Annotated in this window: 22 protein-coding genes and 1 tRNA gene; 16 read left to right on the forward strand and 7 right to left on the reverse strand. The window is 72.0% G+C overall.

Translation table 11 applies throughout. The features are described 5' to 3' along the window. Window positions 1–4 precede the first annotated feature (4 nt). Entirely contained in the window at window positions 5–409 is a 405-nt protein-coding gene (locus JMF97_RS02845; protein ID WP_203220074.1) for a PDGLE domain-containing protein, read from the reverse strand. After that, window positions 406–1,125 (reverse strand): energy-coupling factor ABC transporter permease, encoded by a 720-nt coding sequence (locus JMF97_RS02850; protein WP_203220075.1) that lies wholly within the window; start codon window positions 1,123–1,125, stop codon window positions 406–408. The genes JMF97_RS02845 and JMF97_RS02850 overlap by 4 nt, the downstream gene beginning before the upstream one ends. Window positions 1,126–1,311: 186 nt before the next feature. Here JMF97_RS02850 and bcp point away from each other — a divergent pair, with 186 nt between their 5' ends. From bcp to JMF97_RS02865, 3 genes are all read left to right on the forward strand, one after another. After that, entirely contained in the window at window positions 1,312–1,788 is a 477-nt protein-coding gene (gene bcp, locus JMF97_RS02855) for a thioredoxin-dependent thiol peroxidase (protein ID WP_203220076.1), read from the forward strand. Window positions 1,789–1,965: 177 nt separating this feature from the next. Further along, window positions 1,966–2,051: transfer RNA gene (locus JMF97_RS02860), tRNA-Leu, on the forward strand. Window positions 2,052–2,120: 69 nt separating this feature from the next. Further along, on the forward strand, window positions 2,121–2,678 hold the full coding sequence (locus tag JMF97_RS02865) for a GNAT family N-acetyltransferase (protein WP_203220077.1): 558 nt from the start codon (window positions 2,121–2,123) through the stop codon (window positions 2,676–2,678). A gap of 210 nt (window positions 2,679–2,888) precedes the next feature. Here the strand turns inward: JMF97_RS02865 and JMF97_RS02870 are convergent, their stop codons facing one another. Genes JMF97_RS02870 through JMF97_RS02880 form a run of 3 tightly spaced genes read right to left on the reverse strand, consistent with a single transcriptional unit; the run spans window position 2,889 to window position 5,653 of the window. Further along, entirely contained in the window at window positions 2,889–3,953 is a 1,065-nt protein-coding gene (locus tag JMF97_RS02870; RefSeq protein WP_307816741.1) for an expansin EXLX1 family cellulose-binding protein, read from the reverse strand. A gap of 43 nt (window positions 3,954–3,996) precedes the next feature. Then, on the reverse strand, window positions 3,997–4,815 hold the full coding sequence (locus JMF97_RS02875; protein WP_203220078.1) for an MOSC domain-containing protein: 819 nt from the start codon (window positions 4,813–4,815) through the stop codon (window positions 3,997–3,999). Between the two features lie 4 nt (window positions 4,816–4,819). Then, a complete protein-coding gene (locus JMF97_RS02880; RefSeq protein WP_203220079.1) occupies window positions 4,820–5,653 on the reverse strand; it encodes an O-methyltransferase in 834 nt (277 codons plus the stop codon). A gap of 116 nt (window positions 5,654–5,769) precedes the next feature. Between JMF97_RS02880 and JMF97_RS02885 the strand changes: the two genes are divergently transcribed. The 7 genes from JMF97_RS02885 (at window position 5,770) to JMF97_RS02915 (ending at window position 15,486) form a co-directional block, all read left to right on the forward strand. After that, window positions 5,770–6,840 (forward strand): LCP family protein, encoded by a 1,071-nt coding sequence (locus JMF97_RS02885; protein ID WP_238358507.1) that lies wholly within the window; start codon window positions 5,770–5,772, stop codon window positions 6,838–6,840. A 116-nt stretch (window positions 6,841–6,956) separates the two neighbouring features. Next, the gene (locus JMF97_RS02890) at window positions 6,957–8,504 is read left to right on the forward strand and encodes a sugar transferase (protein ID WP_238358508.1); all 1,548 of its coding nucleotides are present in this window, start codon (window positions 6,957–6,959) and stop codon (window positions 8,502–8,504) included. A gap of 136 nt (window positions 8,505–8,640) precedes the next feature. Continuing rightward, window positions 8,641–9,600: a glycosyltransferase family 2 protein gene (locus JMF97_RS02895; protein WP_203220080.1), complete on the forward strand. Its 960-nt coding sequence runs from the start codon at window positions 8,641–8,643 to the stop codon at window positions 9,598–9,600. Further along, the gene (locus JMF97_RS02900; RefSeq protein ID WP_203220081.1) at window positions 9,600–10,664 is read left to right on the forward strand and encodes a glycosyltransferase; all 1,065 of its coding nucleotides are present in this window, start codon (window positions 9,600–9,602) and stop codon (window positions 10,662–10,664) included. The genes JMF97_RS02895 and JMF97_RS02900 overlap by 1 nt, the downstream gene beginning before the upstream one ends. Further along, the gene (locus JMF97_RS02905) at window positions 10,661–12,022 is read left to right on the forward strand and encodes a lipopolysaccharide biosynthesis protein (protein ID WP_203220082.1); all 1,362 of its coding nucleotides are present in this window, start codon (window positions 10,661–10,663) and stop codon (window positions 12,020–12,022) included. Before JMF97_RS02900 ends, JMF97_RS02905 begins: the two co-directional genes overlap by 4 nt. Before the next feature lies 1 nt (window position 12,023). Further along, window positions 12,024–13,376 carry an O-antigen ligase family protein gene (locus JMF97_RS02910; RefSeq protein ID WP_203220083.1) on the forward strand — a complete coding sequence of 451 codons (1,353 nt, stop codon included), beginning with the start codon at window positions 12,024–12,026 and terminating at the stop codon, window positions 13,374–13,376. Beyond that, the gene (locus tag JMF97_RS02915; RefSeq protein WP_203220084.1) at window positions 13,363–15,486 is read left to right on the forward strand and encodes an acyltransferase family protein; all 2,124 of its coding nucleotides are present in this window, start codon (window positions 13,363–13,365) and stop codon (window positions 15,484–15,486) included. Before JMF97_RS02910 ends, JMF97_RS02915 begins: the two co-directional genes overlap by 14 nt. Before the next feature lie 47 nt (window positions 15,487–15,533). Here JMF97_RS02915 and JMF97_RS02920 read toward each other — a convergent pair whose 3' ends face one another. After that, window positions 15,534–17,516, reverse strand: coding sequence for a S1 family peptidase (locus JMF97_RS02920; RefSeq protein ID WP_203220085.1), 1,983 nt, complete (start codon window positions 17,514–17,516; stop codon window positions 15,534–15,536). A gap of 165 nt (window positions 17,517–17,681) precedes the next feature. Here JMF97_RS02920 and JMF97_RS02925 point away from each other — a divergent pair, with 165 nt between their 5' ends. The 6 genes from JMF97_RS02925 (at window position 17,682) to hutH (ending at window position 25,654) form a co-directional block, all read left to right on the forward strand. Next, entirely contained in the window at window positions 17,682–18,530 is an 849-nt protein-coding gene (locus JMF97_RS02925) for a MurR/RpiR family transcriptional regulator (RefSeq protein WP_203220086.1), read from the forward strand. 13 nt (window positions 18,531–18,543) lie between these two features. Continuing rightward, window positions 18,544–20,205 (forward strand): urocanate hydratase, encoded by a 1,662-nt coding sequence (gene hutU / locus JMF97_RS02930; protein ID WP_203220087.1) that lies wholly within the window; start codon window positions 18,544–18,546, stop codon window positions 20,203–20,205. After that, a complete protein-coding gene (locus JMF97_RS02935; protein WP_203220088.1) occupies window positions 20,199–21,419 on the forward strand; it encodes an allantoate amidohydrolase in 1,221 nt (406 codons plus the stop codon). The genes hutU and JMF97_RS02935 overlap by 7 nt, the downstream gene beginning before the upstream one ends. Window positions 21,420–21,510: 91 nt before the next feature. Next, entirely contained in the window at window positions 21,511–22,869 is a 1,359-nt protein-coding gene (locus tag JMF97_RS02940; RefSeq protein ID WP_203220089.1) for a formimidoylglutamate deiminase, read from the forward strand. Window positions 22,870–22,934: 65 nt separating this feature from the next. Beyond that, window positions 22,935–24,122 (forward strand): imidazolonepropionase, encoded by a 1,188-nt coding sequence (gene hutI, locus JMF97_RS02945; RefSeq protein ID WP_203220310.1) that lies wholly within the window; start codon window positions 22,935–22,937, stop codon window positions 24,120–24,122. Next, the gene (gene hutH, locus JMF97_RS02950) at window positions 24,119–25,654 is read left to right on the forward strand and encodes a histidine ammonia-lyase (protein ID WP_203220090.1); all 1,536 of its coding nucleotides are present in this window, start codon (window positions 24,119–24,121) and stop codon (window positions 25,652–25,654) included. Before hutI ends, hutH begins: the two co-directional genes overlap by 4 nt. Before the next feature lie 150 nt (window positions 25,655–25,804). Here the strand turns inward: hutH and rdgB are convergent, their stop codons facing one another. Then, window positions 25,805–26,410 (reverse strand): RdgB/HAM1 family non-canonical purine NTP pyrophosphatase, encoded by a 606-nt coding sequence (gene rdgB / locus JMF97_RS02955; protein ID WP_013731868.1) that lies wholly within the window; start codon window positions 26,408–26,410, stop codon window positions 25,805–25,807. Window positions 26,411–26,474: the final 64 nt, after the last annotated feature.

Here is a 26,474-nt window from a genome sequence, read left to right on the forward strand (position 1 = left end):
GGCGCTACCCCTGGCTCGACGCGGATGTGCTCGCGTCGAGCGGTTCCTGAGTCGGGCCGACGGGTTGCGGGGTCGGGTCGGTGCCGCGCCGGCGGACCAGCCAGAACGCGCCGCCGGCCAGTGCGAAGGTCAGCAGGACGCCCAGTACGCCGGACAGCCCGGTGGAGAGGACGTCGTTGTCGATGCCGGCGATGCCGTAGTCGGCAAGCGGCCCACCGATCTCGTGCTCCTTCTCCTGCTGGGCCGGGCAACTGCCGCCGGTGATCTCACCGTCGGCGTCGACGGTGCAGCCCTCACGCAGCGAGGAGTCCAGCCCGTCCGGGTGCGGCGAGGCGAAGTTGCTGACCACGCCGGCCAGCAGCAGGGCCACCAGCAGCCCGCCCGCGAGGAAACCCCAGAAACGCTTCACCGGACACCTCCGACGGCGGGGACGGACGCCGGCCCGACCGGCTTACCGGCGGCGCGCAGCGCGTACACCAGATCGGGTCGGACCTTCGCCACGGTGACCACCGTGGTGGCGGTGATCAGGCCCTCGCCGATGCCGATGAACAGGTGGGACACGGCCATCGTCCCGGCCAGCCCGGCCAGGTTGCCGCCGAGGTCGGCGGTGCCGCCGAGCCAGTACTGAAGGACGAAGCCCATCGCCGCGACCACCACGCTGACCAGCGCGGCGACGAAGGCGGTGACGGCCAACCCGGCAGGGGTACGCGGCAGCACCCGCAGCAGCAGCGCGATCAGCAGGTACGCCACCGCGACCGCGATCACCCCCATGTTGGTGATGCTGAGCCCGAGCATGGCCACCCCGCCGTCGCCGAAGACGAGGGCCTGCACCACAAGCACCACGGCTATGCAGAGCGCACCGACCCAGGGGCCGACCAGCATGGCGGCGAGCGCGCCACCGAGCAGGTGACCGCTGACCCCGGCGGTGAAGATCGGAAAATTGAGCATCTGCACGGCGAAGATGAAGGCGGCGACCAGGCCCGCCATCGGGGCCAACCGGTCGTCCAGGTCCTGCCGTCCACGGTGGACGGCGACCGCCATCGCGGCCAGGGCGATCACCGCGAAGAGCGCGGCGACAGGACCGTTGATGATGCCGTTCGAGATGTGCATGGCCAGGTTTTCCACGTGACCTCCCACGGGACGGCGGGCCCGCGCTCGCCGGCAGACCGAGCCTATTTCCCGCCCGAGCTTGTTGCCAATAGCTTGCAAAAACACAGTTGTGTTAATTCCGCTGGAATGGCGTGCGTCCACCTGACCCCGGTCGGCCCGGCGGTCGGCGTGGTCGGCTCGGGCCGGCGGTATGGTCGGGCCATGACCGCACCCGCTCGCCTCTCCCCCGGTGACCCGGCGCCCGAGTTCACCCTCCCCACCGACACCGGCGACCAGGTCACCCTGGCCGACCTGCGCGGCCGCAAAGTCATCCTGTACGCCTACCCGGCGGCGATGACCCCCGGCTGCACCAAGCAGGCCTGCGACTTCCGTGACTCGCTCGCCTCGCTCCAGGCCGCCGGCTACGAGGTGATCGGCATCTCGCCGGACAAGCCGGAGAAGCTCGCCAAGTTCCGCGAGCGCGACGCGATCACCTTCCCGCTGGTCGCCGACACCGACAAGGCGGTGCTGACCGCCTACGGGGCGTACGGCGAGAAGCAGTCGTACGGCCGTACCGTCACCGGCGTGATCCGCTCGACGTTCGTGATCGACGAGGACGGCAAGATCGAGCGGGCGCTGTACAACGTCAAGGCCACCGGCCACGTCGCCAAGTTGCGCCGCGACCTCGGCCTCGACTGAGCCGGCGTGACCGATTCCGGTATGGCGCGGTGACTGAGCTGGCGTGATCGACTCCGTTACGGCGTAGTGGTGGTATCGGCCCGGCCGGGAGACCGCCACTTCGCCGCAACGGTGTCGATCACACACTCGGAGGCCTCGACAGCGGGCCGGTGCGACGCCCTAGACTCTCCAGTGCCGGCGGGAGTGGCGTAACGGCAGCCGCGGTAGGTTTAGGTCCTATTGTCCGAAAGGACGTGGGGGTTCGAATCCCCCCTCCCGCACCAACACCCTCTGCCCTGTCGGGCGCATCACGATCACGGGCGTCGGGCCGGCGACTTGGCGAGGATGTGCAGGTGACCCTGCGTTTCGTCCTCGATCCCGAACTCACCCCGCAGCTGCGCGCCGACATCGTCGCGCTCTGGGTGGACGTCACCAACGCGGGCGGCGCGGTCGGCTTCGTGGCACCGGTCACCGCCGACAAGGTGCGGACGATCGCCGACCCCACCCTCGCGGGCATCGCCGACGGTCCGGACCGACTGCTGCTCGGCTACGACGACGACCGACTGGTCGCCATGGCGATCTTCACCGACCCACGGTTCCACCTGAAGCGGCACCTGCGGGTCCTCACCCGGGTGATGGTCCACCCGGACAGTCAGGGACGCGGCGTCGGCGAGGCGCTGATGCGTACGGCCGCGCAGATCGGGCGGGACCTCGGACTGGCGGCACTGCACGTGACGGTGCGCGACGGGCTGGGACTGGACCGGTTCTACCGGCGACTCGGCTACCGCGAGGTGGGCCGGTGGCCCGGCGCGATCCGGGTCGCCCCCGGCGACGACCGGGACGAGATCCTGATGTGGCTCGGTCTCAGCGAGGATCAACCCCAGCAGACCACCTCAGACTCGACCCGCTGACCTGGATATCCCACCCGGCCTGCAAAGATGGCCGCCCGGCCGAGGCATGACCCGCGAGGCGCTGCGCCGGCTGGACATCCCGCTGGGTCACCGACCGGCCGGGCCAGACCAAGCGGGGTGACCGCTCAGCCGGGTCCTGACCGGGGCGCGGGTAACCGTTCGGCGGGGTACTGGCTGCGCACGGCAGGCGGCCGACGGTACGAGCTGCGGTCAGGCGCAACCTCGGGGTCCCGCGTCGGGCCGTGTCGACGCGAGCGCCACCGCCTCCCCGTCCGGGGCAGCGATCACCGCCGGTGAGGCTGACGCGTCCACCGGGGCCAGAGTGGACGGGGACGGGCTCGGGCGTGCCGACGTGCGGGCGGTCGGCTTCGGGCTGGACGAGGGCGTTCTGGGAGCGGTCGTCGAGGCGGGCGCGGTGGTGGACCCGCCCGAGGTGCCGCCGTACATCCGGACCGTGCTGCGCTGGACCTGGCCGGGGGTCATCCGGATGCCGGCGGCGGTGACCCGGTGGCCTCGGGTGTCGGTGACCCGGATCTGGAACGGGCCGGGGCCGGCCCCGGAATCGATCAGCCAGTAGTTGTAGCTCTGCCGGCTGGCTGCCCGCCAGTTGCCCGAACTGCCTTGGCGTACCTCGACGGCACGCAGCGGATTGCCGTGCCCGGCGACCAGGACGGCGAACCACCACTGCGACGCACCTTCCTTGATCCGGAAGGTGAGCGGGCCGGTCAGCGGCGGGTCCACGACCAGGCGGTAGCTGACGTCGACGACGCCGCGGACCGGGTCGGCGATCCGGGTGAACGCCTCCCTGGACAGGTCGAGGTGTCCGGGCGCGCACTCCGGGCACTGGTCGGCGACCATGACCCGTACGGTGCCCTTGGGCCCGGTGACGTCGAGATATCCGCCGCAGGCCGCGCCGTCGGCGTACTCGTCGGGGCCGAGTGCGACGTAGAGCCGGCCCGCGGGGGCCGTCGGATAGGAGCAGTTGCCGTCCGTACCCGTCGAGTCGTAGAAGGTCGCCTTGCCCTTGTGGAGGGTGCCGGCAGCCGGCGGGGCGAGCAAAACAGCTGGCGGGGCCGGCAAGGCCGCGGGCGGGGCGAGCAGCGCGGCGGGCGGGGGGATCGGTGCGGCGCAGGCGGGTGCGGCACCGGAGCGCAGCGCCAGGGTGAGGCCGAGGAGCGTGGCGACGACGACCACGGCCCCGCCTGCCAGCCAGCGACCCGTACGGGGACGGTTGGCTGTTGTCCGTGCGGCGGGGCCGTCGGTTCCGTCGGTCACGTGCACCGATGCTGCCCGACGACGGCCATACCGGACAAGCGACCTAAGCGAAAGCTAAGACGGGGTCGCCGACGCTGATCCGGCCGGACTCCAGCGGCACGAGGTTCAGCCCGAACAGCAGCTGACGGTCGACGTTGCGGTGCCGCGCGAGGGTGCGTAACGGCTCCCGGCCGCGTACCCCGGTCTCCTGGTCGGTGGTGGTGACCAGGCAGCGGGCCGACGGGCCGGCGGCCCGGAACGCGACGCCGCCGATCCGCAGCTCGCGCCCTTCCCAGCCGTCCTCCGCCCAGGCGGGTGCCCCGTCGACGACCAGGTTGGGCCGGAACCGGGCCATCGGGACCGGGTCCGCGCCGGCCTCGGTGAGCCAGTCGCCCAGGGCGGCCAGCGACGCGGTGCTGGTCAGCAGCACCGGGTACGCGTCGGCGAAGCTGACCCGGTCGCCCGGGTCGTGCTTCTTGCGGCCCGGTTCGATGTGCCGGGCCGGCTCGGCCAGCCAGACCAGGCGGACCGGCCGGTCGAGCACCTGGCCGAGCCAGGCGTCGGCGGTCGGGCCGGCGGGCAACGCGTCGACCCGCAGCACCCGGCGGCGGAAGGTGCGCACCTGCACCGGGGGGACGCCGACCGGCTCCGGGACCAGCAGGTCCGGGTGACCGGCGGCGCTCAGCCGCAGGCCACCGGCTTCGGGGCGGGCGTGCACCCGGACCAGCGCGGTGGTGTCCCGCTGGGTCACTCCGACACCGTCGGCGTCGACGAGCATCCACCGCCGGTCGCCGTCGAGCCCCCACGGCCGCACCTCGGACCCGTCGTGGGTCAGGCCGCGACAACCCTTGACCGGGTACGTGTTGATCTCACTGAGCCGCACCCGGTCACCATGCCACGCCGATGCCGTCTCCGGGGTACCAGTGGTTCGCCGGGGTCTCCCGGTAGGCGAGGAACTTCCGGCCGGTGCGCTCGGCGTGCCGGGCCAGCACGTTGGTGTGGGTGACGTTGTCGGTGAGCAGCATCGCCCCGGGGGCCAGTTTCGGCTCGACGGCCTCGAACTCGCGCTTCTCGTACGCCCGGCTGTGGTCACTGTCGTGCAGGAACAGGTCGACCGGCTGCTCCAACGCGCCTATCGACTCGACCGAGTCACCGATGACCAGGTCGATCACCTCGGACCAGGGCGCGACCCGGGCGAGGTAGCCGGCCTCGGGGTTGATGTCGATGGAACTGACCCGGCCGGGGTGACCCTCGGCGGCGTTGCGCAGCAGGGCGGCGGCCAGGACGCAGCTGCCCAACCCCTTGTCCACACCGGTCTCCACGATGTGCGCGGGTCGGCGGGCGCGCACGATGGCGTACCACCCGATGCGCCGGGCGTACCGGACCTGCTTGTCGGCCAGGCCGCGGCGCGCGGCGCTGCCGATGGTGGAGGCGATGTGCTGGCGCAGCGCGTCGTCCGACTCGATCTCGTCCAGGTACCCGCGGACCTGTGCGACCGGCAGGTCACACACCACGCTCACGAACCAGGCCAGGTGGCTGCGGCTGAGCTTGGTCAGCTCGTACGTGTAGTTGTGGTGTTCGCGGGAGGCGAGCAGCCATCGGGCCGAGGTGCGCAGCACCTTGGCGTCGTGGCGGGCCACCGTGACCAGCCGCTTCGGAAAAGCGGCAACGGGGGCGAGACGGGTACGGGCGATAGCCCGACGCAGCTTGACGGCATCCACTTGTGGGTTGTACCAGACGGACCGAAACATCGGGGTAACACGATGACCGACGATCGGCAGTTGTTCCCGACCTGCCGGGGCAGCCCGGATACGTGAGGTTCAGTAGCATCGCGCCCATGTCGAGTGGAGAGCAGGCCGGGGCGGTCGTCCCGGAGCAGACGCTGCCGGCGGGGGACACCGACGGGTCGGAGAAAACGGCAGACCCCACGGCGCGGAAGCCGCGCCGACGGTGGCTGCGGATCACGCTGATCAGCGTGCTGGTGTTGGCATTGATCGGGGTCGGCGCAGTGGTGGCCACCGGTTTCTATCTCAAGTCGGTCGAGTCGGACATCGAGCGGCTCGACGCGTTCGACGGCATACCCGAGGAGACCCGGCCCGAGGTCGTCGAAGCGGGTGCCCTGAACATGCTGATCCTCGGTAGCGACTCGCGCGATCCGGAGAGCACCGGCGGTTCCCGCGCGGACACCATCATCCTGGCGCACGTGCCGAAGGACCGTTCCGGCGCGCAACTCGTCTCCATCCCCCGGGACACCTGGGTCTCGGTCCCGCGCACCAAGGAGGGGCGTGGCGGGCGCGACGCGAAGATCAACGCCGCGTACGCCTGGGGTGGCCTGCCGCTGATGGTGCAGACCGTGGAGCAGTACACCAAGGTTCGGATCGACCATGTGCTGATGGTGGACTTCGCCGGATTCACCGAGATCATCGACGCTCTGGGTGGCATCGAGGTCAACTCGGAGAAGAAGTTCACCTCGATCCACCCGCCCTTCCGCACCTTCGAGCAGGGCCGACAGCGGATGGACGGGGCAACCGCGCTGGACTTCTCCCGCCAACGCAAGCAGTTCGCCGACGGCGACTTCACCCGGATCAAGCATCAGCAGCAGGTCATCAAGGCAATTCTGGACAAAGCCGCATCAGGTGGGATTTTGACAAATCCCAGCAATCTCAATTCCTTCGTCCGCGCCACCTCCAGCGCCGTATCCGTCGACAAGGACATGTCCCTTGTCGACATGGCAATGGACCTGCGCGGCCTGCGCGGCAACGATCTGACCTTCATGACCAATCCGACAAAGGGCACCGGACGGGTCGGCAGCGAGAGCGTCGTCTTCGACGATTCGGACAAAGCGGCGGACTTCTATGACGCCGTTCGGCGGGACTCGGTCAAGGAGATTCTCAACCTAGGCAAATAGGGCATGAATTGTTCCGGCGGCTCTGGCGGCTGTCGCCGGAGCCGCCGTATCCTGCGTTCGCTCCGGTGGCCCTCTCAGGCGTCAACGGATGTCACTCCACGGGGGAGGATCCACACATGTCGAGGCAACCTGTCATGGGTTTGCCGGCCACCATCGCACCCGGCGAGGACGGGGCACCGCGCCTGAAGCACCGATCGGAGTCGACGGAGACGGACGACGCGGAGCCTGCGCAGCAGAGCACCGCCGCCGAAACGGGACCGACACCGGTGGAGAACGGCGACACCGCGCGCCCCGGCCTGGACGCGACGGCGGTACTCCCCTACCCCGGCTCCCGTACCTCGACCCGCACCCGGAGCCTGCGCGCCTGGATGTTGACCGCGCCGGTCGACGTCGCCGCGCTGTTGTCGCCGCTGCTGATCGACCAGCGGTACTGGCGCGGCACCCTGGTCATGACCGCCCTGACGGTGGCCATCTTCGCCGCCGGCGGGCTCTACCAGGCCCGCCGGCACGTGAGCATCCTCGATGAGATCCCCAGCCTCTGCGGCCGGCTGCTGGCCGCCGCGGCGATCGTCGTCATCATCGCCGCGCTGCGCCACGACTCCCCGGAATACCTCGTCGAGTTCATCCGCGGCATAGCGGTGGCCGCCGTCCTCGTGCTCGCCGGGCGCCTGCTCACCCGGGAGATCGCCACGCTGGCCCGGCGGCAACGGTGGGTGGAACACAACGCCATCGTCATCGGCAGCGGCCCAACCGCCGTGGAGCTGGCCCGCCTCCTGCGCCGCTATCCCCGGTACGGGCTGCGGTTCGTCGGCCACGTCGACAGCCCGTCGGCGACGGCCACGTCCACCACGCCCCTGATCGGCACGCTCGACCAACTCGAATACCTGGTCCGGCTGACCGAGTGCGACGTGCTGATCATCGCCGATCCGGAGTGCCCCGAACTGGTGCTGATGGAGATCCTCCGCCACCCGAAGGTCGCCACCTGCGACCTGTGGGCGGCACCCCGACTCTGGGGGTCCCGGTCGCACGGTGACCACATCGGCGCCATCCCGATCGTCAAGGTCGGTGACACGACGCTGTCGGGGCCGCACTGGGCACTCAAACGCACCTCGGACGTGATCTTCGCTGCGACGGCGTTGCTGCTGCTCAGCCCGATCCTGCTGCTCTGCGCGGGGCTGGCGTTCCTCGACGGTGGCCGGGGGATCTTCTTCCGCCAGGAACGCATCGGTCGGCACGGCAAGCCGTTCGACATCATCAAGTTCCGCACCATGCGGCCGCTCAACGAGCACGAATCCCAGACGAACTGGTCGATCGCGCACGACCGGCGGGTCTCGCCCATCGGTCGTTTCCTGCGGCGCACCTCCCTGGACGAGCTGCCGCAGCTGTGGAACATCCTCAAGGGCGACATGAGCGTCGTCGGGCCGCGACCCGAGCGGCCGTACTTCGTCGAGAAGTTCTCCGCCGAGTACCCGAGCTACGCCATGCGCCACCGGGTGCCGGTCGGGCTCACCGGGTTAGCCCAGGTCAGTGGCCTGCGCGGGGACACCCCGATCTCCGACCGGGCGCGGTTCGACAACTACTACATCGAGAATTGGTCACTGTGGCTGGACGCCAAGGTGCTGCTGCGGACCGTGGCCGAGGTGTTCCGCGGCGGTGGCCGCTGATCGACCGGTCAGCGCCCGGATTCGGGTGGGCGGTAGGCTCCGCTCCGATCGGCTCCGGGACATGCGCATCGACGGTCCTCGCCGTACGCGCCGCCACTCGGCATGGTGGCGCCCAGCCCAATTCTTGGAGAATCCGATGCCGGACGTTTCGGTGGTCATCCCGACGACGGGTCGCCCCAGTCTCGCGGAGGCGGTCGCCACGGCCCGTGCCCAGCAGGGTGTGTCCGTACATCTGGTGGTGGTCTGCGACCTGGCCGAGGTGCCGACCGGCGTGACAGACCTGCGCGACCAGATCGACGAGATCGTCTGCACCGGCGGTGGCCGGCGGGGCTCGTACGCGCGCAACCTCGGGGTCCAGCATGCCGCGCCCGGCAGCCACATCGCCTTCCTGGACGACGACGACGCCTGGCTGCCGAACAAGCTCGCGGCCCAGCTGCCGGTGCTGGAACGGCTGGCCGGCGAGGGCTGGCTGCCCGTGGTGTCCTCCCGCACGCTGCAACGCAAGGCGGGGAGCAGCCCGCTACCGACCGCCGTACCGACCACGCTGATCGCCGACGGCGCGCTGCCGGAGGACTATCTCTTCCGGCGCCGGCACCTCGGGGTCGGTCGCCAGTCGCTGCCCACCTCGACGCTGCTGACCACCGCCGACCTCGCCCGGCAGTGCCCGTGGGACGAGACGCTGCCCCGGCACCAGGACTGGGACTGGCTCGTCCGGGCCGCCCGGATCCCGCGAGCGAAGATCGTGCAGATCGAGGAGGCCACCGCCATCTACACGGTGGGCAGCCCGGGATCGATCTCGGCCAGCGCGGACTGGCGTACCTCCTGGGACTGGGCGCAACGCTGGGAGGGGGTGTGGGCGCCGGAGACGTTCTCCGACTTCATCGCCGCCCAGACGCTGCGCTACGCGGTGCAGGCCCGCGACCGCGAGGGCGTACGCGAGATGGTGCGCGCCATCCGCCGCAACCGTCCCCCGTCGGCCCGCAACGCCGTCCTCGCGGCGCTCGGGCTGGTGCCCCGGTCGGCGCTGGAGCGGGTGGCGATGCGCGGCTCGCGTACCACGGGTGGCGACCCACTCCAGGCCGACGGGACCCGTTGATGCGCGTGCACTTCGTGCTGGCCCAGCTGGAGCCGCTCTACGGCATGGAACGTGCCGCCGTGCTGCTCATGCGGGCCTTGCAGGACCAGGGTGTCGAGGTCTCGGCGACCGTGCTGTCCCGCTCGGTCCCGCCCGGCCTGGACGACCTGACGGTCGACACCCTCGGGCTGGGTACCCGGATCACCCGTCTGCTGGAGGCGGTGCCGCTGTTGCGGCGTCGGCTGCGGAACCTGCCGGCGGACGTCCGGATCGTGGCGAGCGGCCTGTGGGCAAGCCTGCCGGTCGGTGCCGCCCTGGCCGGTTCCGGTCGCCGCTTCGTCGGCTGGGAGCATTCGCTGCTGCCGGAGCGGCTGCGCTTCGATCGCCGGGTCCGCACGCTCGCCCGGATGGCCCGGACCAACGGGCTCCGGCCGCAGCTGGTGGTCGCCGTCTCCGACGGGGTGGCACGCACCGTACGGCAACTCGCCCCGGGGCAGTCGGTGCTGACCATTCCGAACGTGCTGCCGCCCAAGCCGTTCGTGCCGCCCAGCGAGGTCGCCGACCGCGGTCGGATCACGCTCGTCACCGCCGGTGCGTTCCGCCCGATCAAGAACCACGTCGGCGCGCTCGAAGCCCTGGCGCTGCTACCCGCGCACTACCACCTGACCCTCGCCGGCGACGGCGCGGAGCGTGAACTCCTGCACGAGCGGGCGAAGGCACTCGGGCTGGCCGGGCGCACCACCTTCCTGGGGCGGGTGCCGGAGGTACGCGATCTGCTCGCGGAGTCGGATGTGCTGGTGCACCCGTCCCGGGCCGAGACGTTCGGTTTCAGCCTCCTGGAGGCCGCCGAGGTCGGGCTGCCCGTCGCCGCCCTGCCGGTGCCCGCCGTTGACGAGATGATCCCGAACCTGGTGCCCGGCGTCCTGGCCGCGGACACCTCACCGGCGGCGCTCGCCGATGCGATCGTGCGCCTGACCGGTGACGGACGGCCCACCGTCGCGGACTCCGAGAAAGCGTGGCACGCGAGGTGCGCGGCACTGGGTCCGGCCGAGGTGGGCCGCCGGTGGGTGGAGGCACTGAGGTGACGGCAGTTCCCGGCGACGCGCAGCGGCCAGAGGCCGACGAGCGCGACCGGCCACCACCACCGCGTCGGTCGCCTTCCGGTGCCGGGCGGGGGGACGGTTTCCTGCGCAAGTCCGGCACCTTCTTCACCGGCACCCTGCTGCGTACCCTCGCCCAGGGGGCGCTGTTCGTGCTGCTGGCACGAGAGATGCCGATCAGCACCTACGGCCTGTTCGTCGGTGTCACCGCGCTCATCGCGGTGGTCTCGCCCTTCGCGTCGGCCGGCGCGCCGAGCCTGATCATGCAGAACTACGCGGACGCGCCGGGCGACTGGCTCAAGCACCTCGTCCGCGGCCTGTTCCTCTCCACGATCTTCGGCTGTGCCGCCACCGTACTGGTGGCCGCTGCCGGTGTCGTCATCTGGAACACCGACGTCGCTCTGGTCGACCTGCTCTGTCTCGCCTTCGCCGACCTGGTCGCCTGGCGGCTCATCGAGGCCGTGGCGGCGTCGATCCAGGTCCGTGGCCGGATCCTGCTCGCCGCGTTGATCCCCGCCCTACTGCACGTCTGCCGGTTGGCCGCCGCCGTCGTGCTGGCCACCGCGGCGGAACCGATCACCCTGCACGACTGGGCGGTGACGTCGGCGCTGCTGTCCACCCTCGTGTGCCTGCCCGTGATCGCGGGTGGTCTGCATGGTGGCGGCCGGGGCATGGTCGGCCTCGGTGGTGCGTTGCGGCAGGCACGCACCGGAATGCTCTTCGCCGTCGGACTCGCGGCCCAGTCGATCTACAACGACGTCGACAAGGTCATGCTGTCGCGCCTGGGGACCCCGGAGAGCGCCGCCATCTACGCGGCGGCGTACCGGGTGGTCGACCTCGCGTACACCCCGGCACGATCGATGAGCGCGATCGCCTACCCCCGGTTCTTCGAGGCAGGGCGCGGCGGGCCACGGGCGGCGCTGCGGATGGCCCGTGGCCTGCTCCCGCGCTTCCTGGCGTTCAGTGTGCCGGTGAGCCTGCTGCTGGCCGGCTTCGCCTGGTTGATGCCGCTGGTGTTCGGGGCCGACTTCGAGGCGGCCATTCCGGCGCTGCAAGGGCTCAGCGCGCTGCTGGTGCTCAAGTCGCTGCACTACCTTGCCGCCGACGCGCTCTCCGGGGCCCGGATGCAGGGGCGTCGGACGGTCTGCCAGATCGGTATCGGCGTACTCAACATCCTGCTCAACCTGTGGCTCATCCCGGCCTACGGCTGGCAGGGTGCCATCGCCTCCAGCCTGCTCTGCGACGCGCTGCTCGCCGTACTGCTCTGGGGTTGTCTCGCCGCCGCCGTCCGCCGCGACCGGGCCGGCGCACCTCCTTCGCCGCAATCCATGGAAAGGGTCTGAGGTGACCACACTCTTCGCCGTCCTGCTCAGCGCGGGTGGTCTCGTGGCGGCCGGTTGGCTGATCCACGCGCGTCGGGCCGTCGTGGCCGCCTTCGGCAGCGGTACGAACGCCGTCGCGTTCCTCGGGTTCGTGGTGCTGGCGAACGCCGCGCCCGCGATCGCCGGTGAGCACTCGTCGGCGCTCATCGGCCTGCTGGTGCTCGCGCTTGTCGGCTGGCTGGTGGCCGTGGGCCGGCGGCGGCTGTGGGCGCCGCCCGAGTTCTGGCGGCGGATCTGCCTGGGGCTGGCCGCGGCACTGCTCGTCTGGTGCCTGGGCGTGGATCTCCTCTCCGGTGACGGCGTGTACGGGTCGAGGATGCCGGCGTACGCCACCGCAGGTCTGCTCCTGGTCGCGGCCTGGCTGATGGCGGCCGGCACCGCGGTGAGCCTGCGCGCGATGGCGTACGCCGGGCTGGCCGTCCTGTCGGTGCTGACCATCCCGACCGCCGTCTACGGGCAGGCGTGGCGGGCCTGCACCGGCGGGCAGTTGGAGAAGTGCTCGGTCGCGGGGGCATTGTTCAAGAGCTTCTACAACTCCGAGAACTACGTCGCGCTGATCGCCTCGTTCACCGTGGTCGCCGCCGCCTGCGCGCTACGTGGGGCGGAGCGGGTGGCGGTGCTGGCGTTCGGTCTGCTGATCATCGTCGCCACCGGGTCCCGGACCAGCTATCTCGCGCTCGCCGCGGCGGGCGTGTGGGTGCTGGGTGCCGTGCTGCTGCAACGGCGGCGGCCGTACCCGCACATCAACCTCGCCCTCTGCACGGCGCTGGTCGTCGGGGCCGCCGCGACGGCGACCTACCTGACCTGGAGCGCGTCGCGCACCACCCTGAGCAACCGGGGCAACATCTGGGTCCACGTGCGGGAGTACATCGCCGGGTCGGAGGCCACCGGCGTCGGCGTCTCGAAGTGGTACTACCTGCGGGACATCGGCGAGGCGCCGTACCACTTCTTCCACTCCGGTTACGTACTGGCGATCTTCTCCGGTGGTTTCGTCGGCCTGGCGCTGTTGACCTTCCTGCTGGCCGCCCTGCTGCGCGCGCCGGTCGCCGACGGCCGGGCGTTCACCGCCAAGGCCCCGGTGGCGCTCTTCGTCGTCTACTCGTTCACCGAGGTGGTCTGGAACCCGCTCTCCGTCGACGGCCTGACCTGGATCTTCGTCCTGATGGTCCTGATCACGTCCACGTCAGGCCCGACGGATTCCGCTCCGGTCGCCGCCTCGGCGGCCGGCGGCGACCGGCCGGGACCGCTGGCCCGGCTGCGCCGGACAGCCGCTCGACCGCCCATCGGCCACGCCACGCCCGATGCGCGAGACTGACCGGCCCACGTCCTTGCGTACGGTGCCGGGCGAACCCTTCGTCGCCCGGCAACCCACCGCTGCACGTCCCCGGTTCCGTCCGGACATTCAGGGGTTACGGGCCTTCGCGGTCGTGGTGGTGATCCTCGAACACGTCCTCGGCTGGCCCGCCGGCGGGTTCGTCGGCGTCGACGTCTTCTTCGTGATCTCCGGCTTTCTGATCACCGGCCTCCTGCTCGACGAGCACGACCGCGCCGGTCGGATCTCCTTCGCGAACTTCTACCGTCGACGGGCACGCCGCATCCTGCCGCTGGCGATGCTGGTTCTCGGCGGCACCTTCCTCGCCTCGTCGCTGCTGTTCATCGGCGACCGGGTCAGGTCGACGGCCTGGGACACCATCTGGTCCGCCCTGTTCGCCGCCAACTGGCGGTTCGCCTCCACCGGCACGGACTACTGGCAGACCGACGGTCCGGTCTCGCCGCTGCGGCACTACTGGTCGCTGGCGGTCGAGGAGCAGTTCTACCTCGTCTGGCCGGTGCTGCTGGTGGTGGTGCTGGGCCTGGCCGCCCGCCGGGGCCGGTACGGCAGCAGTGCCCGCTGGGTGACGGGTCCGGTGCTCGGTGCGGTCGTACTGGGCTCGGTGCTGTTCGCGCTCTGGGAGGTCGAGCATCGCCCGACGGTGGCGTACTTCTCGACCTTCTCCCGGGCCTGGGAACTGGGCGTCGGCGCGCTGCTCGCGGTGCTGGCGCCGCTGTTGGCCCGGATACCGGCGCCGGCCCGTCCGGCGTACCAGTGGCTGGGGCTGACCGGTCTGGTCGTCTCGGTGCTCGCCATCACCGCCGAGTCGCCCTTCCCGGTGCCCGGTGCCCTGCTGGCGGTGATCTCGACCGGGCTGGTCATCGCCGGGGGTGTCGGTGGGCAGCGGCTGATGTTCCCGCTGACCAACCGGGTGGTCCGGTACGTCGGCGACATCTCCTACTCGCTCTACCTGTGGCACTTTCCGCTGCTCATCCTCATCGGCGCGGCGATCCCCGCAGGCCCGACGGCCGTCGCGGTCCTCACGCTCGGCGGCACGGTCCTGCTCTCGGTGCTCTCGTACCACTTCGTGGAGGATCCGGTTCGTCGGTCGGCCTGGCTGGAACGCCGGCAGCCGGGGACACCCACCCGGCGGACCAGGGCGACGGTGGTTCGTCGGTACGCCCCGCCGGTGGCGGCGCTCAGCTTGGTGGTCGCGGTCGTCGTGACGGCGACCCGCCCGCCTGCGCCGCAGCCGCCGGAGACCGTGGCGATCACCTCGCAGGACGAGTTGACGGCGCAGATCGCCACCGCGTTGGCCGCCGACGACTGGCCGGTGCTGACTCCTCCCCCGGGTGAACTGGGCAGCCTGCGCTTCACCGACGGGGACGGGCAGGGCTGCCGGCCGGCGATCCGGGACGGCAACGACTGTGCCGTCACGGGCCCCCGCCCGTCCAGGCTGGCCGTGGTCGTCGGCGACTCCATCGCCAGCGCCTGGCTGCCGCTGGTGCGTCGGTCCCTGGAGCCGGCGGGGTGGGTGGTCCAGGATCTGACGTACGCCGGTTGCCCGTTCCTCGCCGCGGACACCGTCTCGCCGATCGAGCGCATCACCCGAGCCTGTCCGGGGCATCGGCGGACGGTACGGACGTTCATCGAGGACCGGCGGCCGGATCTGGTGGTGGTGAGCAACGCCTACCACCAACGGTTCGCCGACGCCGGCGGCCGCCCGTCGCTGCCGGACTGGGAACGGGCCGCCCACCTCGCCCGGGAGCAGTGGCTCGCCAGCGCGGCGAAGGTCATCGCCCTGCAACCGCCACCGTCGGGCAAGGATCCGAAGAGCTGCATCACCCGGCTCTCCTCCCCCGAGGACTGCGTGTCGCGGCTCGACGCCGAATACCGGTCGTACGCCGAGGCCGACCGGCGGGTCTGGGGCAGGCCGGGCACCTGGCACATCGCCACCACGGACTGGTTCTGCCAGGCCGGGCGCTGCCCGATCTTCGTCGGTGGCGTCGTCGTGCGGCGCGACGGCAACCATGTCACTGCCGAGTACGCCCGCAAGTTGACACCGCTGTTCGACGAGGCACTGGCACCGATTCTCGGCAAACCCGACGACTAGAACGAGGCGATCGCCCGCGCCCGTACCGACCGCCGCGGGCCGACGGCCTACCGGTTCGGCCGTCGACGAGACCAGATCAGCACCCCGAGCCCGGCCAGGAAGGCGACGCCGGCGACGACGAGTACCGGCACCGCCCAACCGGGCCGCTCGGAGGTGTCGCCCCCGACGGCGACGGCCGCCTCGCGGTACGCCGCCGCCAACGCGTTGGTGGGGGTCTGCTCCGCGGCCTGGGCGAACTGCCGGGCCGCCTTCGCCTCGTCACCGCCGAAGTAGGTCTCCAGAGCGCTACGGTAGGTCTGGTCCGGCTCGCCGAGCTGGTTCTCCACACCGGCCGCGTCGAGAAGCCTGGTCATCCGCGACACCGGTACCACGAGACGGTTCGGCCGTTCGGGCGCCAGCAGGTCGTTGTCCAGCATCCCGACCACCCGCCCCTGCGTGTCGATCGCGATCCCGCCACGTGAGTACCCCCCGATGTCCGCGTTGATCCGGTAGACCGAGGACTCGATGTCCACCTCGGTCACCTCGACCGGGGCGGAACGCACGGTGTAGGTGGCGGAGCGGTATTCCGCGTCGGTGGTGGCGTAGCCGAGAACGTGCAGCGCCGTCCCCGCCGCGATGGTGGCGGAGGGGTTCAGCTCGGCGACCGGAAGGTCGGCCCGGTCGAGCTTGACCAGCGCGAGGTTGCCCTCCTCCAGGGTGAACGTCCGCACGACGGTGCCCGGAATCGCCGGGTCGTCCTTGAGGTCGCCCTGGGACACGTTCAGCTGTCCGTGCAGGATGACAGCCGGCTCGGTGCCCGCATCCGGGCCGGTGAAGGCGCTGCTCGCCTGGCGGCCCCGCACATATCCGCCGACCTCGCCGGCCTTCAGTTTGCCGTCGGCGACCAGGGTGTCGGCCAGCGAGCCGAGTGCGTGTTCGAGCAGGATGTCCACAGTGGGTGCCACGCACTGGCCGTTGGTGAGCAGATGCCCGTCGCGGTTGACCACGACGCCGGTGCAGCGACGGCTGAAGGTGAAGGGCTCGGGGTGCAGCAGGGCGTCGTCCTGCTTGTTCCGGACGTAGCCGGTGAAGATGGCCTCGAGGAACACCATGGCCGGCGCGGCGGTGGCGAGGGCGTGCTCGGCGGGGCTGCGGGGCGTGGCCTCCGCCCAGGGCTTGAGCCCGGGCTGAGGTGGGGTTTCGGTCGGCGCGGTGGCCACCGGCGGGGTGTCGGTGTCGCCCGCCGAGATGGCCCAGATGCCGGCGCCTCCGCCGATGGCGGCCACCAGCAGCAGTGCGGCGATGGCGATCCAGAGGCCGCCCTGGCGCTTGCGGGAGGTCGACGGTTGGATCCGGCGGGCCGGCGAGCTGAACGGGTCGTGCCGCAGCGGATCGTCGACGGTGGGGCCGAAGCCGGGCGAGGCCGGTGCGCCCGAGACCGGATCCGAGTAGACCGGCTGCGCCGACACCGGCCCGGCCGGCTGGGGCACCGCGAACACCGGCTGCGGCGGACCGGAGACCGACTGCGGCGGACCGGAGACCGACTGCGGCGGACCGGACGGGTACTGCGGCGGACCGGACGGGTACTGCGGCGGGCCGGGCGCGGGCTGCGCAGCACCGGAGACGGGCTGCGGCACACCGGATGCCGGCTGCGGAACGCCGGAGACGGGTTGCGGGACGCCGGAAACCGGGTGGGGAGCGCCGGAGACGGGCGGGGACACCGCCGGCGGGGCGGAGGGGGGCACGGGTTGGTACGCGACACCGAGCGCCTGGAACAGCTTCTCCGCCGCCGGGCCGGCCTCCGGGCCGTACGCGACCCACGGGGCGGCCGCCGAGAAGTCGGCGTACACGAAGGGGGTTCCGCCGGGTGTCTGGGCGAGGTGGTTGACGATCCCGGCGAACGCCTCCCGCCAGCCGGGGGCGGCGGCCACAGTGGCGTCCAGGACGGCGACGGTCACGAACCGGCCCTGCTGGTCGAGGGCCGCCCAGGCTTTGCCGACCGGCGATCCACCCAGCAGATGGGTGTATCGGTAGGGGCCGTCCGGCTGCATGGCAACTCCTCTGCTCAACCGCCGTGCGGATCCTACCGAGCCACCGCACGTCAGCCGCCCCGCCGGTGACCGCACGCCGGGCCATCGCCGCGAAGTCGCAGCTCAGCGACAGGCCATGAGGTCGACCACTTGCCCGGTGAAAGTTTTTATGCATACAGTCTCGGAATGAATGAAGGGACTGCCATCGCGCCGACCGAACGGGTCGTCGGCCTGTTCGACGGCGTCCGACTCACCCCGACCCAGCGACGCATCGCGCACTGCCTGGTGCAGCACGCCCCCGCCGTCGGCTACCTCTCCGCCGCCGAGGTCGCCGAGCTGGCCGGCGTCAGCCAGCCGTCGGTCACCCGCTTCGCCGTCGCGCTGGGCCACGACGGCTATCCCGCGCTGCGTCGGCGGCTGCGCGAACTCACCGCCGCCGCGCCCGGCCCGGCCACCGCCGGCAACGAACTCCAACAGGCGGTACGCGCCGAGATCGGCAACCTGGACCGGCTCGCCGAGCAGCTCACCGACCGGGAACGGCTGGCCGAGACCGGCCGACTCCTGGCCGCCAGTCGGCCCCTGCCGGTGCTGGGGCTGCGGGCCGCCGCCCCGCTGGCCGCGTACTTCGCGTACTTCGCCGCGAAGGTGCACCCGGACGTGCGGGTGCTCGACGACGGGGGCAGCCTGCTCACCGACCGCATCGAACAGGCCGCCGAGGCCGGGGCGAGCGCCCTGCTGGCCCTCGTGCTGCCCCGCTACCCCCGGGAGGCCCTGGACGCGCTGCGCGAGGCGCGCGCCGCCGGGCTCACCGTGGTCGCGATCACCGACTCGCCGGTCAGCCCGGCGTCCGAGCTCGCCGATGTGGTGCTGCCCGCCGCGGTCGGCACCCAGCTCGTGTTCGACCTGCACACCGCCCCGATGACCCTGGCCATGGTGCTGCTCCAGGCGATCTGCGACGCCGCCCCGGCCGAGACCCAGCGGCGGTTGGAGGCGTTCGAAGCCTCCGCCGCCCGTCGTCAGTTGTTCCTCGGTTAGGAGGAGACACACCATGACCCACGCAGCCCCCGGCCCCATCCGGGCCGCCCGAGGCCCGGAACGCACCGCCCGTGGTTGGCCGCAGGAGGCGGCCCTGCGGATGCTGATGAACAACCTCGACCCGCAGGTCGCCGAGCGCCCCGACGACCTGGTCGTCTACGGCGGCACCGGGAAGGCAGCGCGGGACTGGCCGTCGTACCACGCCCTGGTGCGTACGCTGACCGACCTGCGGGACGACGAGACCATGCTGGTGCAGTCGGGCCGGCCGGTCGGGGTGATGCGGACCCACGAGTGGGCGCCCCGGGTGCTGCTGGCCAACTCCAACCTGGTCGGTGACTGGGCCACCTGGCCGGAGTTCCGCCGACTGGAGCAGCTCGGGCTGACCATGTACGGCCAGATGACCGCCGGATCGTGGATCTACATCGGCACCCAGGGCATCCTCCAGGGCACCTACGAGACCTTCGCGGCGGTGGCCGCCAAGCGCTTCAACGACACCCTGGCCGGCACGCTGACCCTGACCGGCGGCTGCGGCGGGATGGGCGGCGCGCAGCCGCTGGCGGTGACCATGAACGGCGGCGTGTGCCTGATCGTCGACGTCGACCGCAGCCGGCTGGACCGCCGGGTGCACGACCGCTACCTGGACGAGGTCGCCGACGGCCTGGACGACGCGGTGCAGCGGGTGCTCGCGGCGAAACGGGACCGTCGGGCGCTCAGCGTCGGCGTGGTCGGCAACGCCGCCACCGTCTTCCCCGAACTGCTGCGTCGGGGCGTACCGATCGACATCGTCACCGACCAGACCAGCGCCCACGACCCGCTGTCGTACCTGCCGGTGGGGGTGGAGCTGGACGACGCGCGGGACTACGCGGCGGCCAAGCCGGCCGAGTTCACCGACCGGGCCCGCGAGTCGATGGCCCGGCACGTCGAGGCGATGGTGGGCTTCCTCGACGCCGGTGCGGAGGTCTTCGACTACGGCAACTCCATCCGGGGCGAGGCACAGCTCGGCGGGTACGACCGGGCCTTCGACTTCCCCGGCTTCGTGCCGGCGTACATCCGGCCGTTGTTCTGCGAGGGCAAGGGCCCGTTCCGGTGGGCGGCGCTCTCCGGCGACCCGGCCGACATCGCCGCCACCGACCGGGCCATCCTCGACCTGTTCCCGGAGAACGAGTCCCTCGCGCGGTGGATCCGGTTGGCCGGCGAGCGGGTGGCCTTCCAGGGCCTGCCGGCCCGGATCTGCTGGCTCGGCTACGGCGAACGCGACAAGGCGGGCGTACGGTTCAACGAGATGGTCGCCTCGGGTGAGCTGAGCGCACCGGTGGTGATCGGCCGGGACCACCTGGACTGCGGCAGCGTCGCCAGCCCCTACCGGGAGACCGAGGCGATGGCCGACGGCTCCGACGCGATCGCCGACTGGCCGCTGCTCAACGCGCTGGTCAACACCGCCAGCGGCGCGTCCTGGGTGTCCATCCACCACGGTGGTGGGGTGGGTATCGGCCGGTCCATCCACGCCGGTCAGGTCTGCGTCGCCGACGGCAGCGCGCTGGCCGGGCAGAAGATCGAGCGGGTGCTCACCAACGACCCGGCGATGGGCGTGATCCGGCACGTCGACGCCGGCTACCCCACCCCCCACACCGACGTGCGCATCCCGATGGCGGAGCAAGGAGGGGCCCCTTGTTAACGCATACGGTAGAGGAAGGGCCCCTTCTTAACAGGTTCCGCAGGCTGTGGGACGAGATCGCGCCGATCGGCCGTGACGCGCGCAGCGGCGGCTACCTGCGCTACGCCCTCACCGAGCCGGAACTGCGCTTGCGGGAGTGGTTCCGGACGCAGGCCGACGAGCGGGGCATGCCGGTCACCGAGGACGGCAACGGCAACCTGTTCGCCTGGTGGGGTGACCCGGACGCCGGTGACGCCGTGTTGACCGGCAGCCACTTCGACTCGGTGCCGCACGGCGGGGCGTACGACGGGCCGCTCGGCATCGTCAGCGCCTGGCTGGCCGTGGACGAACTGCGCGCGGCCGGAGTCACCCCGACCCGTCCACTTGTCGTCGCCGCGTTCGTCGAGGAGGAGGGGGCCCGCTTCGGCGTACCCTGCCTGGGGTCGCGGCTGCTCACCGGGCAGATCGACGTCGAGCGGGCGGGCGCGTTGCGCGACGCGGCCGGGGTGAGCTTCGCCGAGGCGTTGGGCGCTCTGCCGGCGGGCGGCGACCCGACGCTGCTGGGCCGCTTCGGCGCCTTCGTGGAACTGCATGTGGAGCAGGGCCGCGCGCTTGTCGAGCAGGACGCGCCGGTCGCGGTGGCCACCGCGATCTGGCCGCACGGCCGCTGGCGCTTCGACGTCACCGGCGAGGGCAACCACGCCGGTACGACCCGGATGGCCGACCGCCGCGACCCCATGCTCACGTACGCCTTCACGGTGCTCGCCGCCAACAAGGAGGCCCGGCTGCGCGACGCCCACGCCACCGTCGGCCGGGTGAGAGTCGAACCGAACGCCACGAACGCCATCCCGTCGCGGGTGACCGGCTGGCTGGACGCCCGCGCCGCCGAACCGGAGACGCTCACCGGCCTGGTCGAGGCGGTCCGCACCAAGGCCGTCGAGCGGGCCCGCCGCGACGGCACCGAGATCACCCTGACCGAGGAGTCGGTGACCCCGCTGGTGGCCTTCGACAACGGGCTGACCGACCGGCTGGCCCGGCTGCTGGACGCCCCGGTGCTGCCCACCGGCGCGGGCCACGACGCGGGGGTGCTGGCGGCGCACGTACCGACGGCGATGCTCTTCGTCCGTAACCCGACGGGGGTGTCGCACTCCCCCGCCGAGTCGGCCGACGACGTCGACTGCGCCGCCGGGGTGATCGCCCTGGCCCGGGTGCTGGAGGAGCTGGCATGTCGCTGAACACGGTGGGCGAACCGGCACCGGCGACCGTCCCGCCGGGTCATGATCGGCTGATGGCGCAGACCGTTCCGCTCGACAGGGGGCAGACCCGATGACGTCGACCCGCTGGCTCGCCGAGTACGCCTGGTTGCCCGAACGGGCCGCGCCGACCCCGGAGGTGCTGATCGAGACGGTCAACGGCCGGATCACCGCAGTCACGCCGCTGTCGCCGGGCGGCCCACCGGACGCCGGGGTCGACGTGCTGGCCGACGCGGTCCGGCTGCCGGGGCTGACCCTGCCCGGCCTGGCCAACGCCCACTCGCACGCCTTCCATCGGGCGCTGCGCGGACACACGCACGGTGGGCGCGGTGACTTCTGGAGCTGGCGCGACCAGATGTACGCGGTGACCGCCCGCCTGAACCCCGACTCCTACCTGGCGTTGGCGCGGGCGGTCTACGCCGAGATGGCCCTGGCCGGGATCACCTGCGTGGGCGAGTTCCACTACCTGCACCACGGTGCCGGCGGCACCCCGTACGACGACCCGAACGCGATGAGCGCGGCGCTGGTCGAGGCGGCGGCGCACGCCGGGATCCGGCTGACCCTGCTGGACACCTGCTATCTGACCGCCACCGTGGACGGTCAGCCGTTGACCGGTTCGCAGTTGCGCTTCGGTGACGGTGACGCGCTGCGCTGGGCCGACCGGGTCTCCGCGTTCACCCCCGACGGCAGGCACGCCCGGCTCGGCGCGGCGATCCACTCGGTGCGCGCGGTGCCCGCCGAGCAACTCGCCACGGTCGCCGGCTGGGCGCATCGGCGGGACGCGCCACTGCACGTGCACCTGTCGGAGCAGCCGGCCGAGAACGACGCCTGCCGGGCGGTGCACGGGCGTACCCCGACCGGGCTGCTGGCCGACCACGGCGTGCTCGGCCCGGCCACCACCGCGGTGCACGCCACCCATCCGACAAGCGGTGACGTCGGCCTGCTCGGGGAGAGCCGGACCGGGGTCTGCCTCTGCCCCACCACCGAACGGGACCTCGCCGACGGCATCGGCCCGGCCCGCCGGATGGCCGACGCCGGCATCCCGCTCAGCCTGGGCAGCGACAGTCACGCCGTGATCGACCCGTTCGAGGAGGCCCGCGCGGTCGAGCTGGACGAACGGCTGCGTACCCGCAAGCGCGGGCATTTCGCCCCGGCGGAGCTGTTGCACGCGGCGAGTGCGGCCGGACATGCCGCGCTGGGCTGGACCGACGCCGGGCGGATCGCCGTCGGTGGCCGCGCCGACCTGGTCACCGTGCGGCTGGACAGCGTACGAACCGCCGGGGTCGCCCCGGCCGGCGTCTGGTTCGCCGCCGGTGCCGCCGACGTCACCCAGGTGGTGGTGGACGGCCGGGTCCTGGTCCGCGACGGCCACCACCTCACCGTCGATGTCCCGCAGGAACTCGCCGACGCCATCGCGGAGGTGGCACCGTGAGCGCGAGGAGTGAGCTTGCGAGCCCCGCAGTCGCGAACAGAGGCAAGCACAGCGTCGGTAGCGTTCTGGTGCACAACATCGGTGAGTTGGTCACCAATGTGGCGGGCACGGGTGAGGGCGGGCCGCTGGGCATCCGGCGACGCGCGGCGGTGCTCGTCGAGCAGGGCGAGGTGGTCTGGGTCGGTCCGACCGGCGACGCCCCGGCCGCCGACCGGCGCATCGACGCCGAGGGCGCGGCGGTGCTGCCCGGCTTCGTGGACAGCCACGCCCACCTGGTCTTCGCCGGGGACCGGGCCGCCGAGTTCGCCGCCCGGATGGCCGGGCAGCCGTACACCGGCGGCGGCATCCGCACCACGGTCGGCGCCACCCGCGCCGCCTCCGACGACGAACTGCGCGCCACCGTGCGCCGGCTGCACGCCGAGGCGTTGCGGCAGGGCACCACCACGATCGAGATCAAGAGTGGGTACGGCCTGACTGTCGCCGACGAGGCCCGCTCGCTGCGCATCGCCGCCGAGGTCAGCGGGGAGACCACATTCCTCGGCGCGCACGTGGTCCCCGCCGAGTACGCCGACCGCCCCGACGAGTACGTCGGACTGGTGTGCGGGCCGATGCTGGCCGCCGCCGCGCCGTACGCCCGCTGGATCGACGTGTTCTGCGAACGGGGCGCCTTCGACGCCGACCACGCCCGCGCGATCCTCGCCTGTGGCCAGGCGATGGGGCTCGGCGTACGGGTGCACGCCAACCAACTCGGCCCCGGCCCGGGGGTGCAGCTCGGGGTGGAGTTGGACGCGGCCAGCGTGGACCACTGCACCCACCTGACCGACGCCGACATCGAGGCGCTGGCCTCGACGGCCGTCGACACACCGGCCGGGCCGCAGACGACGACCGTGGCCACCCTGCTGCCCGGGGCCGAGTTCTCCACCAGGTCGCCCTACCCGGACGCCCGTCGACTGCTCGACGCCGGTGTCACCGTGGCGCTGGCCACCGACTGCAACCCCGGTTCGTCGTACACCTCGTCGATGCCGTTCTGCATCGCGCTCGCCGTACGCGAGATGGGGATGACCCCGGCGGAGGCGGTGTGGGCGGCGACCGCCGGTGGCGCGCGGGCGTTGCGCCGCGACGACATCGGGGTGCTGCGGCCCGGTGCCCGGGCCGACCTGATCATCCTCGACGCCCCGTCCCACCTGCACCTGGCCTACCGGCCGGGGGTACCGCTGATCCGCCATGTCCTGCACAACGGAGTACCGCGATGACCGTGACCATCCAGCCCACCGGGATCTGTCCCGCCGACGTGCTCGCCGTGGCCCGGGGCACCGCCAAGGTCGTCCTCGATCCGGCCACCCTGGACGCCATGGCGACCAGTCGGTCCATCGTGGACCGCATCGAGGCTGCCGGCCGCCCGGTGTACGGCGTCTCCACCGGTTTCGGGGCGCTGGCCAACACCTTCGTGGCCCCCGAGCGCCGCGCCGAGTTGCAGCACGCGCTGATCCGCTCGCACGCCGCCGGGGTCGGTGCGCCGATGCCCCGCGAGGTGGTCCGGGCGATGATGCTGCTGCGGGTCCGCTCGCTGGCGCTGGGCCACTCGGGCGTCCGCCCGCTGGTCGCCTCGGCGCTGGTGGACCTGCTCAACCACGACGTCACCCCGTGGGTGCCCGAGCACGGTTCGCTGGGCGCCTCGGGTGACCTGGCGCCGCTGGCGCACTGCGCGCTGGTGCTGCTCGGCGAGGGTTGGGTGCTCGGTCCCGACGGTCAGCGGCTGCCCGCCGCCGACGTGCTGCGCCAGGCCGGGCTCGCCCCGATCGAGTTGGCCGCCAAGGAGGGGCTGGCGCTGATCAACGGCACCGACGGCATGCTCGGCATGCTGCTGCTGGCCATCGACGACGCGGCGCACCTGTTCACCATGGCCGATGTGACCGCCGCACTGGCCATCGAGGCGATGCTCGGCTCGGACCGGCCCTTCCTGCCGGAGTTGCACGCCATCCGCCCGCACCCCGGGCAGGGCCGCTCGGCGGCCAACATCCACCGGCTGCTGCAGGACTCGGCGGTGATGGACTCGCACCGCGACGACGTGGACCACGCCGTGCAGGACGCGTACTCGATGCGGTGCGCCCCGCAGGTGGCCGGCGCGGCCCGGGACACCCTGGACTTCGTGCGTACGGTGGCCGGGCGGGAACTGCTGTCGGTGGTGGACAACCCGGTGGTGCTGCCGGACGGCCGGGTCGAGTCGACAGGCAACTTCCACGGCGCCCCGCTCGGCTTCGCCGCGGACTTCCTGGCCATCGCCGCCGCCGAGGTCGGCGCGATCGCCGAGCGCCGGGTGGACCGGCTGCTCGACGTGACCCGCTCCCGTGACCTGCCGGCGTTCCTGTCCCCCGACGCCGGGGTGAACTCCGGGCTGATGATCGCCCAGTACACGGCGGCCGGGATCGTCGCGGAGAACCGTCGGCTGGCCGCGCCCGCCTCGGTGGACTCGCTGCCCACCAGCGGGATGCAGGAGGACCACGTCTCGATGGGCTGGGCGGCGGCCAAGAAGCTGCGTACCGTGCTGGACAACCTGACCAGCCTGCTCGCGGTGGAACTGCTGGCCGCCGTACGCGGACTGCAACTGCGGGCCCCGCTGACCCCGTCACCCGCCGGCCGGGCCGCCATCGCCGCCCTCGGCGGGATCGCCGGCCCGCCCGGCCCCGACGTCTTCCTCGCCCCCCTCATGGAAGCCGCCCGCGAGGTGGTCGCCACCCCCGCCCTCCGCACCGCCATCGAACGCGAGATCGGCACCCTCGACTAGCTCCCTGAATCTCGGCACCGTCGGGATCTTGGTACGAAAGCGCCCCCGGAAGGGCAGTTTCGTACCAAGATCCCGATGCTCAGCGGGACTTCGCGGGGCGGCGGGGCTGGGCGGAGCGGCGGGGCTGGGCGGCGGCGGGGCTGGCGGTTGTCAGAGGACTTTGGCGACCAGGGCGGCCAGTTCGCGTAGGGCCTTGCCGCGGTGGCTGATGGCGTCCTTCTCCTGCGGGGTCAGCTCGGCGTTGGTGCGGTCCTGACCGTCGCCGAGGAAGATCGGGTCGTAGCCGAAACCGCCGTCGCCGCGCGGCGCGCGCAGCAGCCGACCCTGCTGCCGGCCGTCCACCAGATGCTCCTTGCCACCGGGCAGCACCAGCGCCACCGTGCACACGAAGGAGGCGCCCCGGTGCTCGTCCGGCACGTCACCGATCTGGTCGAGCACCAGTTGCAGGTTGGCCTCGTCGTCACCGTGCCGACCGGCCCAGCGGGCGCTGAACACCCCCGGCATACCGTTGAGCGCGTCCACCGCCAGCCCCGAGTCGTCCGCGATCGTCGGCAGCCCGGTGCGCCGGCAGCCCTCCCGCGCCTTGATCAGCGCGTTCTCCCCGAAGGTGAGCCCGGTCTCCGGCAACTCCGGGTACGCCTCGACGTCGTCGAGCCCGACCAGGGCGATCCGATGCGCGCCGAGCGCCCCGTCGAGGATGCGCTGCAACTCGATGAGCTTCTTCCGGTTACGGGTGGCGAGCAGCACCTTGTTCATACTCAGCAACCTTTCGTTCGCGACTGCGGGGCTCGCAAGCTCACTCCTCGCGCTTCACAAGCGC

Origin of the sequence: Micromonospora fiedleri (assembly GCF_016774385.1) — a bacterium.
Taxonomy (GTDB): Bacteria; Actinomycetota; Actinomycetes; order Mycobacteriales; family Micromonosporaceae; genus Micromonospora; species Micromonospora gifhornensis.